At 47.9% G+C, this 15,772-nt stretch carries 13 protein-coding genes; all 13 read right to left on the bottom strand.

Translation table 11 applies throughout. From position 1 onward, the window contains the following. Nucleotides 1-3 precede the first annotated feature (3 nt). Nucleotides 4-1,224 (bottom strand): EAL and HDOD domain-containing protein, encoded by a 1,221-nt coding sequence (locus MJQ52_RS16240; RefSeq protein ID WP_003152038.1) that lies wholly within the window; start codon nt 1,222-1,224, stop codon nt 4-6. Between the two features lie 129 nt (nt 1,225-1,353). Further along, a complete protein-coding gene (locus MJQ52_RS16235) occupies nt 1,354-2,820 on the bottom strand; it encodes a nicotinate phosphoribosyltransferase (RefSeq protein WP_014305722.1) in 1,467 nt (488 codons plus the stop codon). Nucleotides 2,821-2,837: 17 nt separating this feature from the next. Next, entirely contained in the window at nt 2,838-3,389 is a 552-nt protein-coding gene (locus MJQ52_RS16230) for a cysteine hydrolase family protein (protein ID WP_146275407.1), read from the bottom strand. 96 nt (nt 3,390-3,485) lie between these two features. Continuing rightward, entirely contained in the window at nt 3,486-3,884 is a 399-nt protein-coding gene (locus MJQ52_RS16225) for a YueI family protein (protein ID WP_003152031.1), read from the bottom strand. A gap of 65 nt (nt 3,885-3,949) precedes the next feature. Further along, nucleotides 3,950-4,198, bottom strand: coding sequence for a YueH family protein (locus tag MJQ52_RS16220; RefSeq protein WP_003152028.1), 249 nt, complete (start codon nt 4,196-4,198; stop codon nt 3,950-3,952). 72 nt (nt 4,199-4,270) lie between these two features. Then, a complete protein-coding gene (locus MJQ52_RS16215; RefSeq protein WP_003152026.1) occupies nt 4,271-4,492 on the bottom strand; it encodes a spore germination protein in 222 nt (73 codons plus the stop codon). Between the two features lie 61 nt (nt 4,493-4,553). Further along, nucleotides 4,554-5,660 (bottom strand): AI-2E family transporter, encoded by a 1,107-nt coding sequence (locus MJQ52_RS16210; RefSeq protein ID WP_191073204.1) that lies wholly within the window; start codon nt 5,658-5,660, stop codon nt 4,554-4,556. Between the two features lie 135 nt (nt 5,661-5,795). Further along, nucleotides 5,796-6,032, bottom strand: a complete 237-nt coding sequence (locus MJQ52_RS16205; protein ID WP_003152023.1) for a DUF2642 domain-containing protein — start codon at nt 6,030-6,032, stop codon at nt 5,796-5,798. Nucleotides 6,033-6,169: 137 nt separating this feature from the next. Then, a complete protein-coding gene (locus MJQ52_RS16200; protein WP_003152022.1) occupies nt 6,170-6,700 on the bottom strand; it encodes an HD domain-containing protein in 531 nt (176 codons plus the stop codon). 164 nt (nt 6,701-6,864) lie between these two features. After that, nucleotides 6,865-7,596 carry a (S)-benzoin forming benzil reductase gene (locus tag MJQ52_RS16195; protein ID WP_182069452.1) on the bottom strand — a complete coding sequence of 244 codons (732 nt, stop codon included), beginning with the start codon at nt 7,594-7,596 and terminating at the stop codon, nt 6,865-6,867. Between the two features lie 60 nt (nt 7,597-7,656). Continuing rightward, complete coding sequence (gene essA / locus MJQ52_RS16190; protein ID WP_079898251.1) at nt 7,657-8,130, bottom strand: type VII secretion protein EssA; 474 nt, start codon at nt 8,128-8,130, stop codon at nt 7,657-7,659. A gap of 7 nt (nt 8,131-8,137) precedes the next feature. Beyond that, nucleotides 8,138-11,263 (bottom strand): type VII secretion protein EsaA, encoded by a 3,126-nt coding sequence (gene esaA / locus MJQ52_RS16185; RefSeq protein ID WP_146284144.1) that lies wholly within the window; start codon nt 11,261-11,263, stop codon nt 8,138-8,140. Next, on the bottom strand, nt 11,260-15,735 hold the full coding sequence (essC, locus tag MJQ52_RS16180; RefSeq protein ID WP_191073205.1) for a type VII secretion protein EssC: 4,476 nt from the start codon (nt 15,733-15,735) through the stop codon (nt 11,260-11,262). The genes esaA and essC overlap by 4 nt, the downstream gene beginning before the upstream one ends. Between the last annotated feature and the right edge of the window lie 37 nt (nt 15,736-15,772).

The following is a 15,772-nucleotide window of genomic DNA, read 5'->3' as shown; positions in this document are numbered from 1 at the left end:
GGCTCAATCGATCAGCTGCCGGCACCATTCGATCGCCTGTAAGTAACATTCATACGCTTCTTCTTTGTTCAGTTCTTTTCCCCACTCGTCACAGTCCCAGTTGTTGCATTCAATGGCTTTGACGAGCGCGAGCATCTTATAATAATCGTTTTCATAACCGAGCAGCGCCTGTCCGACTTCATCGATTAAAGGCAGTTCTTTGATGATATCCTCCAGCTCCCTGTGGAGAAGCGTATCGATGAGCGAAAACATGCCGATCAGCATGTAAGAAGAGGGCTGGGGCCTTCCGGTTCTTTTCGCCAGCAGTTCGCACAGTTTGGCCCTGATTAAGGAAATCTTAATGATTTCTTTTTGGCTTGAGTGGCTTTTCGCCGTTAAATCTCTGAATGAAAGAATGTAAATCAAGCGCTTAATCTCATTCAGCCCGAGCATCATGATGGCCTGCTGGATGCTGTCTATCTTTTTTTTCAGCCTTGTTTGCGATCCATTTAAAAAACGCAGAATCTGATACGATAAGCTGACGTCCCGCTCTATGTATTCCGTCACGCGCTGTATATTAGGCTGGTCATTGTTTAATTCGCTTAAAAGCTGGTAGTAAGAATGAAAATGAAACGTCAGATCATTTCCGCTGATGACACGCGGTTCACTGAAAAAATATCCTTGAAACAGGTGAAAGCCGTCTATGGCCGCCTGTTTATAATCTTTTCTCGTCTCCACTTTCTCCGCTAAATAAATCAGACTTTTACAGCTGTACGTCTGAATGATTTTTTTGCGCTCCAGACGCGAGGATTGCAAAAAGTCGATTTTTAAAATATCAATATATTTCATCAGCTGTTCCACTAACTCTTCATTTTCCGGATTGATGGCGTAAAAATCATCAAGTGCTAATGTATATCCTAATTTCTTCAGCTGTCTGCATCTTGAGATGAGTGCCGGAGTGATCGGTATGTCCTCAAGAATTTCGATAATAAGCTGGTCAGGATCAAAGGAGGTAGGGAGATCTGAAAACATCAGGCTTTCTGTAAAATTCACAAAGCAGCGTTTCCCCTCAGTCAGCTTTTCGATTCCGATGTTGATAAAGCTGTTAATAATGAGATCCGTCGTAGCTTTATCTCCGTCCGCGGCCGAATAGCGGTTCTCTTCGCTCTCCCGGTAAAGAAGTTCATAAGCAACAACCTGTTCGTTTCTGTTGAAGATAGGCTGTCTCGCAACAAACACCTTCATTCATTTACCCCCTTAGATGCGGCCTTCGAACATAAGTATATCAAATAACTTGACGAAATTTGTCTAAATGTGAAAAATATTATCACAACAAAAAAGCCTTTCCAGAGATAGGAAAGGCCGCTTTGTTTTCTATTCAAGTTCCCGTTTCAGCTTGCTTTTGATTTCATGAATCCGCTGCATCTTGTTGCTCCAGCAGTCTTCGCTTAAATCGACCGGATATTCTTCCGGCTTGCTGATCCGTTTGTATTCCTCCCACAGAAGTTTGAGGTTATCCTGCACGTATTGCTGGATGTCGGTAATTTCGGGATTATCATAGCATAAAACGCCGTTTTCAAAGATCGGCTCATGCAAGTCTTTCGCATAGAAATCAGTGACGAATTTGCTGACGAACGTGTGGACGGGATGGAACATTTTTAAGCGTTTCTGATCATTTACCCGCTCGTCATAAAGCGCGATATAATCACCTTCCGAGTGGTGATTCAGCTTGTTGATAATTCGGTATACTCTCTTTCTTCCCGGCGTTGTCACTTTTTCAGGGTTTGACGAAATTTTAATGGTGTCGGTCAGTTTGCCGTCCTCTTCAATGGCGACAAGCTTATAAACCGCGCCGAGAGCCGGCTGATCGTATGCGGTAATCAGCTTCGTGCCGATGCCCCACGTATCGATTTTCGCTCCTTGGGATTTCAGATTTAATATCGTGTGCTCATCAAGATCGCTTGAAGCAATGACCTTTGCGTCTGTGAAACCCGCTTCATCAAGCATTTCACGGGCTTTTTTTGACAGGTACGCCAAGTCCCCGCTGTCCAGGCGGATGCCGATAAAGTTGATCCGGTCGCCGAATTCCTTTGCGACTTTAATCGCATTCGGCATGCCCGAACGGATCGTATCGTACGTATCTACGAGAAATACGCAGTCTTTGTGGGTCTCCGCATATTTCTTAAATGCCGTATATTCATCGCGATACGCTTGTACGAGCGCATGAGCGTGCGTGCCGGATACCGGTATATTAAAACGCTTTCCGGCTCTTACATTACTCGTCGCGCTGAAGCCGCCGATCAAAGCCGCTCTCGCTCCCCACATGGCCGCATCCATTTCATGGGCGCGCCGCGTTCCGAATTCGAGGGCGTCTTCATCACCGACAACGCCTTTAATGCGGGCCGCTTTCGTGGCGATTAATGTTTGGTAATTCACAATGTTAAGCAGAGCCGTCTCAATCAGCTGCGCTTCAATCAGGGGCGCTTCGACCCGCATAATCGGTTCGTTGTTAAAAACGAGCTCGCCTTCTTTCATGCTGTAAAGAGATCCGGTAAAAGAAAGATCCCGTAAATAATCAATGAAATCATCAGCATAGTGCAATTCCGTTTTTAAATAATTCAGATCGCTGTCGGTAAATTTGAAGTTCTCCAAGTATTCGATTGCTTTTTCTAAGCCCGCAAATACCGCATAGCCGTTTTCAAAGGGAAGCTTTCTGAAAAAAAGCTCAAAAATCGCTTTTTTCTCATGAATGCCGTCTCTCCAGTACGTTTCGGCCATATTAATTTGATAAAGATCTGTATGTAAAGACAAACTGTCGTCTTTAAAACCATGCTCCACCAAAATTGTTTTCCCCTTCCTTACTCTGCCACTTGCGCCCCGATGCTGTTCTTAAAATGGGACAGGGCCCATTCATGCCCTTCCGGATTAAAGCTGGCCACAGCGTTTTGATGAATGACGATCTGAAAGCCCTTGTTGTAGGCGTCAACCGCCGTGTGAAGAACGCAGATGTCGGTGCACAGGCCCGCAAGATGCAGCTCAGTGATCTGCCGTTCCCGCAGTTTCAGCTCTAAATCCGTTCCCGCAAAAGCAGAATATCTCGTTTTTTCCATATAATTTACGTTTTTTGCGTGTTTATGTTTCTCATAAAGAGGCGATAGCCTTCCGTACAGCTCTTTGCCCTCCGTGCCGTTAATATTATGCGGAGGAAACAGGCGTGCCTCGGGATGAAAGTCATCGTCTGCATCATGCGAATCTACCGCAAAGACAACGTAATCACCGTTTTCTATAAATGCTTGCGTCAAACTGACAATCGTATCTTCAATCTGTCTCGCGGGTTCTCCGCAAGTTAATGCCCCGTTCTCAGCTGCAAAATCATTCGTATAATCAATGCATATAAATGCTTTTTTCATAGCCGGCCTCCCCGCCATTCATATGAAAACCATTATATCCTATCTCCACTTGTAAGTGAATTGGCATTGTAAAATGACAAACGGTGTTTTGCCCTTTTAAGATTTCAGGAGTGAGCGCTGAAAAATGTCATCCTGCACGTAAATGCCGTCAAGGTTCACGGCATAATCGGCGGCAAAAACCAGGCCGAGCGGCGTTTCGAATTGAAGGTCCGAGATGACGGAGCTTCGGACACCGGCAAGTGCGGCAAGCTTCATATATGGTGAATAAGCATGATACGGGAGCCTTCCGTTTATATAGAGCACCGCGTCTTTTCGGCTTTTCAGCGCCTGTTTCACTTCTTCATACGGCTGCTTTTGCAGCACCTGTCCCTTCGTCAGGGCAATGATGACTCTTTCACGCAGCGAGCCTAAAAATAAATGGCGTTCATCCGGTTTCGTCTGCAGAGGGCCGTACATCCCCTGCTGTAAATAAAGGTCAACCGTTTTGTCGCTCATCGGCCTGTCCCTCCCAGCTTGTTTTACAATTATCGCCCCGGACGGGACGCGGTAAACCGTTTTCGTTACATTTCAGCCACCCAATGGGAGATCTTGCCGGCGAGCTCTCCGGCGGGTTCTTCTTCAATCAGCTTGCTGAATGATTGTAAAAGCCGCTGCGCCAGCGCCTTTTTCTCTTCCTCATAGGAAATGATCGTGCTCCACTCAAGTTCCGGAACGGCTACAAGGGTATGCTGTTCTTTTTTATTTTCATGCAGATATACATCACCGATCATTCCGGACTGCACGGTAATATTCGCTTTTCTGATTTTCATAAAACATTCCCCTTTTATAAAGACTGATTCTATTATACTACAAAAAAGCGACAGCCTCCTAAAAGGAGGCTGTCACGCGTTAAACCAATCAGGTTCGTCAAACACATCGATGTCTTCAAAGCGCGTTTTGCTGAATTTATTAGTAATTTTGACAAAATCTCCGGAATGAAACGCCCCTGCCCCCGCGCCTGAGTGGTCAACGGCTTTGGGAGAAATGGCAAACACGTCACCGAAGCTCGCCGCAGCGTCTCCGGCTAAACTCATAATATAAATCGGTCCCACAATTGCAGGCATACCCACACCTCCGCTTTTCTTTACAGCATTTTATGCGCTGCACCGGGAGTTGTGCCCGTTTTTATTTCGGCTTGCGGCTGTCTTCGAGCTTTGACCGCTGACGAAGTTTGATAAGCCGGACGATATTTAAGACGAAAGCTTTTAAAACTGCGTAAACCGGCACGGCCAGAATCATTGCGAGAATGCCGCCGAAACTGCCCGCTCCGATAAGCAGAAGAATAATGGTGAGCGGGTGGGTATTCAGCCGTTTCCCAATCACAAGCGGAGAAAGCAGGTTCCCGTCAAGCTGCTGGACGACAACGACAACAATAACGGCAAAGAGCGCCTTAGCCGGCGAATCCATAAACGCGATAATCACCGCGGGCGCCGCCCCGAGAAACGGCCCCAGGTACGGAATGATATTGGTGACGGCGATCACCATCCCGAGAATTAACGCATACTGCAGGCCGATGATCCAATATCCGATAAAGCATGCCGTTCCGACAAAGAGACAAATCAGCAGCTGGCCTTGGAAATAGGCGGCCAATGTGACATATAAGTCGTTAAATATTTTCCGACCTTCCGCCCGGTAGGAAAAAGGCAGGATTTTGACCGCCAAGAGCGGAAACCGCCGGCCGTCCTTCAGCATATAAAACAAAATGAACGGAACGGTGATCACGACAAGCGTGATATTCGTAACGACGCCGAACACGGCCGACAGGCTTGCCGTAATATTTTGCGGAAGGCTTTGTAAAAATCCCGTCAGAGACTGCTGGATTTTTTCTATCGACACATAATCCTGCGTCATCATCCACGTAAACCATTTGGAATGGGATAATTGCGCCGTCAAGACTTGAATCTGATGAATGTAATCAGGGAAATTGTTAATCAGCCCCGTGACCTGGGAAGCCACAATCGGCCCGATGGCAGTGAACATAAAGGCAATCAGACCGATGAAAACGAGATAAATGAGCAGGATCGCCAATGTCCGGGGGATTTTTTTCTCAAGCAGGCGCACGATCGGATTAAAAATGAAAAACAAAATGCCCGAGATCAAAATCGGAAAAAACAGAGTGGTGATAAAACCGAAAAACGGCTGAAATATAAACGAGACTTTCGTTGATACGTAAATAATGAGCAAAACGAGCAAAATTTGCAGCGTCCAAAAATGGACCTTTGATTTCAACAAGCGGTTTCCTCCTATTGTCGTGTGAACTTGTACTGTGATTGTACCAAAAAAAGCCGCCGTGCATCTATGTATCTCAAAAAAGAAGACGCACCGGGGTTCTATAGTGCCGCCTCCGGTTTGCGCCTTTTCGGGCTTTTACACGCGTTCGGTATAATCAGGCATGACGGAAACCACATGGCGGTTTCTGATATAAAATACACGGTCATGCGTCTCTTCAATGGCGATGTGATCCGGAGTGGCATCAATCAGCCGTCCTCTGACAATGCGTCTGACGGTTTGAATGATAAACCTTGAGCCGATAAGCTTATGGATGGTCTGATAAACGTAAGGATCCACTAACGAGACGATTTGCGGGCTTCCTTGATGGGCCATTTTCGCTGATCCCCTTTACTATGTTTTCCTTCAGCATATGCAGCGGACAAAGGCTTTGACACAGTACGTCTATCGGAGCGGAAAAGGTGTTAGTGAGCATGCGGAGTTATGTAAGCGGAAAAGGCCGCATGAGTGGCCTAGACTGAGCTTCTTATGGGATATTGGGCTCGGTCAATTAACTGATCAAGCTTTTGGATTTGTTTGAGCGCGGCCGTGTGATCCATTTGGCGGTAATGGTGATGTCCGCCGGGTTCTTCATCGAGTTCATCCGCTTGTTTCACGATTTGCTGGAGCGTATTCTTGTCCAGTTCGCCTTCAGGCAGATAGGAATCGGTGTGAAGCAGAATCGCCAGCGCAATGTCCTTCGCCGCTTTCGGTTCTTCACCGAGCCGGATGAGCAGCTTATGCGCCCGTTCCGCGCCTTTAATGGCATGGATATCGTTTCTTCTGTACTTTTCATAATCCCATTTGCCGTCTGTGTACCATTCATAATGGCCGACGTCATGCAGTAATGCCGCTTTCGCCGCCAGATCCGGGCTGACACCTGCTTTTACGGCAAGACGGTATGCATGAAACGCGCAGGCGATCGCATGGGCGACACCGGAACGCTGTAAATACTTTTGTGCGATTGGATGGGTGAAGACATCCATTAACGTTACATTTCTCATGGAAACCCCTCCTTCATATATTTTTAGAATCCTAACATAAATCGAGAAGAAACTCAATTCATCTGATACATTTCTTATACCCCTTATATGTTGTTTCATTCATCATATGCCGCCGGACCCCTAAGTGATTGTACAAACAAAAAAAGAGCAGCGTGAAAGCTGCTCTACAAAAATTCTTTGATATCGTATATCCGTCCGTTTTCCGGCTCGCCCGCGATCAGTGAGTGAATGACGCCGGCGATGTATTCAGGACTTCTGAGGTTTTTCGTTTCTTTCAGATTGCGGAACCGTTCGATGTCATGGAAATCTTCTTTTGACGAAGAACGGATGACAGCCTGCATGTCTGTATCCATCACTCCCGGCGAGAATGAGATCATGCGGACCGGCAGCTCTTCATCTTCCTGTTCAAACCCGAATGTTCTCGTAAACATATCAAGCCCCGCTTTTGAGCTGCAATATGCGCTCCAGCCTTTATAAGGATTTTTCGCCGCGCCCGATGTGATGTTGACAATTGTTTTGCTGCCGCTGAACGCTTCGAAACGCTTTGTGAACATTTGGCTGAGCAAAACGGGCGCCGTCAGATTAAGGGTGTAATGGCGGTTCAATTCTTCGGCGGAAGCCTCTTTCGCCCGCTTGATCGGTTCCACCATTCCGGCATTGTTGATCAGTGTGACGGCGGAGTACCCCTTCTCCTCTGCTTGATCAAGAATCGCCTCCATCTGCCGCCCGGTATCTGCGAGATCGGTTAAATCAACACTGTATTCTGTCAGTCCCTCGCGCTTTTCCCCGCTTATCGTTCTTGAAAGCGCGGCGACTTCGGCTCCTTCTTGAAGCGCCTGTTCCGTAAGCGCCCGGCCCAAGCCTTTTGACGCGCCTGTTATAAGAAAAAACTGCATGAAACTCCTCCTTTTTTTCTTATTTTACGGGCTGTCTTCCCGCAAACACAAGCGATCCGTTTACCGCCTTGCCTTTTCCTGCGCCGTGACTTTCGGGATCAGATAGATCATCGCCGCAATCCCGAGGAGGATCAAGACGGCATAAATAACAGGAAGCAGATAAGAAGTCTTTTTCTCTTCCGTTTCCATATCTGCCGAGGTATGCCGCACCGCCGGCTCGGCAAATGTGATACCCAGTTGTTTCGATTGCGCTTTGATCGTATTCGGCTCCGTGTCTGACGATGTAAACAGATTTGATATCAGTTTGTCATCCGGGTTTTCGGCCGGCTGATCAAACGTGATATCCTTCTGTTCTTTCGGAAGCGCCGTTTTTTCCTCGGAGTAGGCATCGTCGTGCAGGTAATCCGTACGAATTTCAATGTCCTTCTTTTCATATTCATTCGGCTTGACATCAGTATTGTCCTCATTCGCGGCTGCGGCATGCGGGAGAAAAAGGAGAAAGGAGAGAGCAAACAGCAAAACTCCTTTTTCCACGATTGTGTTACGCCTCATAAGACTGATCACTTTCCTCCGTTTTTTCCGCAAGCAGCCGAATGATGAGCGGAAGCGCCGCCGCAATCAGCGTAATGATCGCAAGAACCGTTATGCCCATCGCAAACAGATGGCCCGTTCCGTATTGGATATCGATATAGACTTTCGAAACCGGACTGTCAAAGGTGAAGTTCGGCATAATTAGGTCGATCAACGGCGCCACATAAAAGAGAATGAGCGCGGATGATGCGATCCATCCGGTAATTGAGCCGAAGACAAAGGCTGCCCGGATAAAAGCTGAACTCGCCGCAAGCAAGAGAATCGTAAAGACTGACCATTTAATCGTCTGATCATCCGGAAGCGAATAGATATTCAGACCGAACAGACTGATCATCAATCCGACCATAATGTTTAAAATCCCAAAGAGCGCGCCTTTGACAAGAAGCGGCGCCTGCTGATAATACGAGCTGAAATAGCCGATCAGAAGACTGCTGATCAGGACGATCACCAAAATGACGACCGGGGGAACATTCTGAACCCGGTCTTCCGGCACCTCTCCGCTGATTTTAAGCGGATTGGCGAGATAATCGTAAACATAGCCGTTTTCCTGTCCGTCAACGAGCGCGTTCCCTAAAATGCCGTACACGTCATTTCTGATCAATTTCGTGGAATTGACGTTTTTGCCCCAGTTGCTGTTCAGGGTGTCCGCTTTCTGCTGGACGTCATTTACGCTTTGCTGCATATTGTCGGTATAGCTGATGATGCCGGACTGGCGTTCTGACAGATGGCCCATCGTGTCAGACATTTGCAGGACTTCGCGGCCGACGGTATCCTGAGCGCCGAGCGCCATCGTTCCGGTTAATCCGTCTCCGCTGAACACGGCCGCTTCCTGCACAGCGCCTTCAGCCAGCTGATCGGATGCTTTCGCCGCGCTGTCTGAAATGCTGGCAAGCTCATTGAGCACTCCCGCTTGTTCATCTCTGATATACGAGCTGTAGTTATCCGAGAATTCGGTCATGCCTTTAATAAAATTGCTGATGTCTTCATCTGTCTGCATTTTATTGTTTTTCAGATTTTCCCAGCTTGCCGTTTCTTCCGGTTTGATGGCGAGAACGGTTTGGACTTCGCCTTGCTGGGCTTTCAGCACCCGGTTTTTCACATCAGGCAGCGAGCCCGCGTCAAGAGAGTGATAGAGTGTCGCCTCATACAGGGATAAATCATTATAGTAACTCATTAAATCGGATATCTTTTTTGTATTAATGTCAGCGGCAAATATCTGTTCAAGAGCAGATTTGCGGCCGCTATCCAATGACGGGTAGTTCAGAATGTTCTGTTCTGTTCTTACAATCATTCTGTAAACGGTATTGAAGTCTTGTTTTCTCGTTTCTTCCAATTCTTTCAGATTTTTCTTTAATTTATCTGCCCGTTTTTTGACGTCATCAATCTGGTCTTTAAGGCCCTGGATTTCTTCATCAAGAGCATCGAGACGTTTTTTCAGTTCTTCATTATGAGTCTGCTGTTTCTCTTCCAGCTCTTTTTCAATTTGCTGAATGCGTTCTGCGGCTTGGTTCAGCCTTTCTTTTGCCTCAGATATGTCCGTGCCGCCGTCCCCTTCAGAATCGTTTGGATCGTCCGCCGGCTCATCAGCAGGCGGAGTGACGTTTTCAGCGGCTGTCGCGGTCTGGACGGTTTTTGGCTCCTGATCGCCTGTGTTATCGGAAGCAGGCTGCTCTTCTTTTGTGCCGTCTTCCGTTTTTCCGTCTTCTCCGGGATTCGTTCCGTTATTCGGATCGGTATCGCCGGAGTTTTCACCGTCATCGCCTTGGCCCGGTTTTTCAGGGTCCGGACTTTCTTTTTCCGGTTCTTTTAATCCGTCAGAAATGTGATTGATTTCAGCAGAGATGCGTTTTAATTCTTCACGCTGATCGTCAAGGTCAATTTTCAGATCGCCGGGTTTTTCTTCTTCCGGTTTTTCTTCTTCATTCGGGTCATCCGAGCCGTCATCCCCCGGGTCCTTTTCCGGAACGGTTAATGCCGGCCGATCCCTTTTCATAAGGGTTTGAATGCTGTTCAATGTTTCAAATCTTGCTTGCGCTTTATATTGAGTCAAATAATTGTTCAGTAAATTGGATTGAATATCTGCCATCCCGTGTTCCTGCTCAGGAATCTGCGCTTCTCTCACCTGTTGGGCGGCCAAAAGAGACGATCCCGTCTGGTCAAGCTGTGTCTGCGCCCGATTTATGCCTGAAGACAGCCCGCTCATCATCGTGCTGAACTGGTTGGCGGCCTGCTGTGCTTTAATGGCGTTCAATCCGGTTGTGATTTGCTTTTGATTTTGTTCCTGCGCGGCCATCAGCAGTTTTTTCTGATTTTCTTGATATTGTTTGTAGCGCTCGACCGTGTCGGCAAAGTCTTTGAGCGTGGTTTTGGCTTCATCTGCCGAAGTCAGTTTTTCTTTTGCCGCGCCCTGCGCTTCATTCATTGATTTTTTCAGTTCGTCAATCAGGTCTTTTTGCCGTTTGATTTCACCTGCCAAGTCATTGGAGCTCGGCTTGTAAAAGTTGTACATGACGTTTTGAAACTCTGATTCTTTATTGACGATCTTGTCAAAATCGCCTCGGACATTGTTCACTTTTTGTGAGACGAAATTCCAATATAATGCTGACATTTTTTTATTCATTGATTTTTGGGCGTCTTCAAGCTCACGCTGCACTTTTTCTTTGTTGACGGCGTTCAGGTTGCTTTGAATATTGAATGTCAGCGTGGCTTTTTGCGGACGCTCCTTGTCATAGCTTAAGATGTCTTTTGAAAAATCGGATGGAATGTAAACGACGGCGTCATACTTCTTAGCCGCCAGACCGTTTTCAGCCGCGCTCCTGTTGACAACCGTCCATGAATAATCCGGACGGCCGCCGAGAGCGGCCGCTACTTCTTTGCCGAAATGGACGGATTCCTCTTCCTCATTTTCATCTGTTTGTAAGCCCATGTCTTCATTCACGACTGCGATTTGGCGGGTGGCGTTGATTTTTTGTTTTCCCGGGTCATCACCGATAAACCGGAAAAACAGCACCGGCAGCAGCAGAATGATGACGACCGCGGCTATTAATTTGATCAGGCTTTTTCGTTGTTCGGTCATCTGACGGCCTCCCTTTCCGCTGAACATAAAGGTATTTGGATTTTTTGCTCCTTCCCGTTTTCAACCAAATAGCCGAAGCCCGGCTGAATGTCCGGTTCCTGCCTTTGGTAAGGCAGCGGAATGACATTTTGTTCGGATTTTTTCACAAGCAGCATCGCGTGGCGGATCTGTTTCATTTCCGTCGTTAAGGAATCATAGCCTTTTGAGAATTCGCTGTGATTGCCCGCCGGGATAAAACTGAAGCCCACATGCGCGTAAGATTTCATAAACATCGCCAGCTTGTCCTGTATGGCGGTGTCGATCGTCTGCTGGAATCTTGTAATGCCGTCGGCCATTAACACGACGGGAGAGAAACTGAGTTTGTGCACATCGCCATTTTTGACGGCCTGCGCATACTGAGCTTCGCGCTCCGTGAAAATGGCTTCTGCCGTTTCGATCCACTGCCGGACGTCTTCTTTTGTGTCCAGATAGCTGACCTTTGTTTCCTGCGCATACTGCGACAGTCCGCGGTCAATCGAGTCAAACAGCCCGACCCGTTCCGTACCTTCACGCAGCAGGTGATTCAGCATCACTTTCAGGATATTTGTTTTTCCACGCTGTGTCTGGCCCAAAATAAGACAATGTTTATTTTTACCCAGATCAAAGTACACAGGGCTGACCTTTTCCTCATGAAGCCCGACAGGAATGCGGAACGGTTCTTGTTCCGGGCCGAGACGGAGTGAAAATTCGCCGGCCGTCAGCATATCCGGAAGCATCGGAATCGGGTCTGGACCGGCTGTTCCGGAGTGGCGCTCAGCTAAAGCTTTGACATCGGCTTTCAGCGACTGGAACATCTCGAGGTCATTTTCCGCTTCAGCCGGAAGAAACATTTGCGCGAAATACAGTTCTTCTTTTTGGATCATGACGCGGCCCGGGATCGGTTCGAGACTGAACGGCGGGCGCCCGTAAATGGAGTATCCTTCTGACTGATCCATTAAATAATGGACGACTTTCGTTTTTATGTTGTTTAACAGCGACTGGCGGACGGCGTTTACCCTCGTTGCGGTCAGCAGGAAGTAAATGCCTAAGCTTTGCCCGTCGCGTGAAATCTGGATAAATTCCGTTTCTAATTCATGCATTTCGTCTTTGACGATGTCAAAATTGTCAATTGTGATAAATATAAACGGCAGCTCTTCTTCACTGAGCGAATTGTACATTTTGATATGACTGACTTCTTTTTCTCTGAACAGCCGTTTCCGCCGCTCGATTTCTTCCTTGATGCGGATCATGAATTTTTCGATCTTTCTCATTTGATCCATTAAGAAATAGTCTGCGGTGTGCGGAAGCTTTGCCAATGGCAGAAGCGTGCCGTTTCCGAAGTCAAAGATGTACATATGAAGCTCTTCCGGCGTGTATCCTTCCGCGAAGTTCATCAGGAAGGTGATGGCAGCCACTGACTTGCCGTAGCCGGATGAGCCGAAAATGCCGATGTTGCCGTCATCCATCATCGTGTAAGCGAGAGGCGCCTGTCTTTGCTGATCAGGCTCATCAACGCAGGCGATGAAGAAGCGGTCTTTTTCCTGCGCGGGGTAAAGCGTGCGCGGGATACGTTCGGCAAGCGGCGGAAGCCACGGACTCGGCAGCTTTTCAATGCCCATTTCATTTTGAATCCGCTCGATTTCTTCGACTACGGCTTCTATTTCTGCCGGGGCGTCTTTTTTCGCCGCATCATCCGCATCCACCTCAGACAGCGGAATTAAGCCGGTATCGGTAACTATGGCAATGTCATCCTCGGTGCCGTATACATCTTCCATGTAAGGGGCGCCGCTCCAGGCAGACTGAAACTGCTCATACACTTCGTTATTTCCGACTTGCAAGTAGCCGCGTCCGGTGACCGTAATATTCGCCGCATCACTGTTTTTCAGGATTTCTTTACTGTCACTTGCATCCTGCACTTTCAGCGCGACTTTAAAGCGTGAGTTGCTCCATATTTGGTCGTCAATGATGCCGCCCGGCTTTTGCGTGGCGAGAATTAAATGCACACCAAGGCTCCGTCCGATGCGGGCCGCGCTGACAAGCTCCCTGATAAAGTCAGGCTCTTCGCTTTTCAGCTCGGCGAATTCATCTGAAATCAAAAACAGGTGCGGCATCGGAATATCCGTTTCTCCCTGTTTATACAGCTTTGTATAATCATTGATGTGATTGACGCGATATTGATCAAACAGCCGCTGCCGTTTTTTCAGCTCGCTCTTAATGGATGCAAGCGCCCTGATACTGAAGTTTCTGCTTCCTTCAATATTCGTGATCGTCCCGAGAAGGTGCGGCATCTTGCGGAACGGCTGCGCCATTCCTCCGCCCTTATAGTCAATCAGCAAAAACGCCGCTTCATGCGGGTGAAAGTGAACGGCCAATGACAGGATATACGTTTGCAGAAATTCACTTTTCCCGGAGCCGGTCGTTCCCGCCAGCAATCCGTGCGGCCCGTGCGCTTTTTCATGCAGGTTTAAATAGACGATGTCGTCTTTTCCTTTATAGCCGATCGGAACAGCCAGCGATTTTGCAGACTCACTTGTCTCCCACTTCTGCCTGATGCCGATTTCTTTTACTTCCTTCGCATGAAACAGCTCGAGAAATGAGACCGTTTCAGGAATGGAATTCGTCATTCCGACCTGATGGTGCAATGTCCGAAGCGTCCGGGAAAACCGCTCGTTGTTTGTCCGTTCATGCCTGTCCAGCTTAAACGGGATCTGCACCGCTTTTTTCTGTTGAATGAGAATGTCTCCCTCATCTTCATTAATGTAGCGGACGAGGGTGTGAATGTTTTCTGCCAGGCTTTCCTTCGTTTCCGCGGCGATGATTGCCGAGATGCCGAGATGCTCATGCCGGCCTTCGATGTATTCTAAAATGACGTGCTCTGCGATCAGCTGCTGATTTGTGATGACAAAGACAAAATGCGGCTGAAAGATCTTTTTTTCTTTATCCTCTTCCAAATCCCGCTCCCGCAGCAGCTCGTAAATGGACGATAACAATTGATCGCGGGTCTGTTCATTGTAAATAAATCCTTTCGCATACATATGAGGCAGCTGAAATTGCGGCAGCCACTTCATCCATTCCCATTCCTTATATTCGTCCTCATGAAAGATAAAGACAAATCGCAGGTCATGGTAGCTGTTGAAGAACGCGAGCTGGCCGATCAGCTGGTGAATTTCATTTTTGACGATCTGAGGTTTCCCGACAAGCCCCATCGGCCCTTCTTGTAAATCAACGGTCACGGGCGCATGGCGGATATCTTTATACACACGCTGCATGTGCTGCGACTGCTCCATCAAGTCATCCACATCACGGTTCGCCAGGTCTCCGCCGCTCATTGAAATCTCGTAGCTTGACGGGACCGTGCCCGTTCCGAGCCGAAGCATCAGAAAATCCCTGCTTTCCAGCGATTTCTCCCAAATGCGGCCGCTGATTTCAGAAGTTAAATATTTCATTTTTTCAAACGGGGGAAAATGATGCGTCAGCACTTGCAGCTGTTTTTCCGACAGCGTCTGAAGCTCTTTCCGTTTGCTTTCTAAATACTGCTTGTACACACGCTCCCGTTTTTCCTCCCGTTTTTTCCGCTGGTTTTTTTCACGGAAATACTGCACGGTGGACGTAATGAGAGTCATCATAAACATCGCCAAAGAGACAAGGATGAATATGCCCCTCGGCTGTATAATGGCGACAACCCCCATTACAATCAGCATGACCACAGGAGGCAGAATGACGAGCCACAGCCCCCGGTTATTCTGTTCGCTTTCCTGCGAGGGAAAGCTGAATGAAACGCGGTCTTCGGGAAGATCGTAGACCATGCGCGGCGTTCTACGATATTGCGGGTATTTCTTTTTCATTTCGGTGCTTGGTTTTACCGTTTTGGTTAAACCGGCTTGAAGCTTTTCGTGATGAATGATTTCTAAAAGGTCGTCCTCCGTCAGCCTCACACGCAGAAAATTCCACAGCAGCTCATCTCCCGTCCGGAGCCTTTCGGGAGCTTCTGCAAGCTTTCCGTTCACATAAACTTCCTGGCCATCAGGGACGACAGACCAGCATCCTCCCGACTTTCTCAGATAAAAAGCCCCTGTTTGAGCGGAGGACGGCTCTTTGTATATATCCGCTTCCTCTGTTTCTGATGAGAAAACGATCTCATCCTTCCCGCCGATAAAATACACGGAGGATTCTTCCTGGTCAGGGGTGAGCAGAAGCCGCATCGTCTCTTCTTCAATCCGGCAGGGCATTTCATTTCCTATTGTCAATTCGTCGGCACAGTTATTTCCCAGGAAAACATCATAACGATCTGTTTCTTTCCGATAAAGGGTTGCGGCGCTTTGCCGTAACGGAAGTGTGCCGACCGTGATTGTATCTTTCATATCCGGACCGATCGTAATCGGCTGAGAGGGCGGGAGTTCAGACAGCTGAACCTTTTGTACGTTCTCTCGGTAAAAGACCCATAACAGACTCATATGGCGAACCTCCTGACAGCCTGATCGTTACATGCGG

This window comes from Bacillus sp. jun7 (assembly GCF_051034795.1).
GTDB classification, from domain to species: Bacteria; Bacillota; Bacilli; order Bacillales; family Bacillaceae; genus Bacillus; species Bacillus velezensis.
This window is presented reverse-complemented; position numbering and strand designations above follow the sequence as displayed.

Coding starts and splice junctions, on each gene's coding strand:
- MJQ52_RS16240 (WP_003152038.1), bottom strand. CDS start 1,224: ATGAAGGTGTTTGTTGCGAGACAGCCTATCTTCAACAGAAACGAACAG.
- MJQ52_RS16230 (WP_146275407.1), bottom strand. CDS start 3,389: ATGAAAAAAGCATTTATATGCATTGATTATACGAATGATTTTGCAGCT.
- MJQ52_RS16225 (WP_003152031.1), bottom strand. CDS start 3,884: ATGAGCGACAAAACGGTTGACCTTTATTTACAGCAGGGGATGTACGGC.
- MJQ52_RS16220 (WP_003152028.1), bottom strand. CDS start 4,198: ATGAAAATCAGAAAAGCGAATATTACCGTGCAGTCCGGAATGATCGGT.
- MJQ52_RS16215 (WP_003152026.1), bottom strand. CDS start 4,492: ATGCCTGCAATTGTGGGACCGATTTATATTATGAGTTTAGCCGGAGAC.
- MJQ52_RS16205 (WP_003152023.1), bottom strand. CDS start 6,032: ATGGCCCATCAAGGAAGCCCGCAAATCGTCTCGTTAGTGGATCCTTAC.
- MJQ52_RS16200 (WP_003152022.1), bottom strand. CDS start 6,700: ATGAGAAATGTAACGTTAATGGATGTCTTCACCCATCCAATCGCACAA.
- MJQ52_RS16195 (WP_182069452.1), bottom strand. CDS start 7,596: ATGCAGTTTTTTCTTATAACAGGCGCGTCAAAAGGCTTGGGCCGGGCG.
- esaA (WP_146284144.1), bottom strand. CDS start 11,263: ATGACCGAACAACGAAAAAGCCTGATCAAATTAATAGCCGCGGTCGTC.
- essC (WP_191073205.1), bottom strand. CDS start 15,735: ATGAGTCTGTTATGGGTCTTTTACCGAGAGAACGTACAAAAGGTTCAG.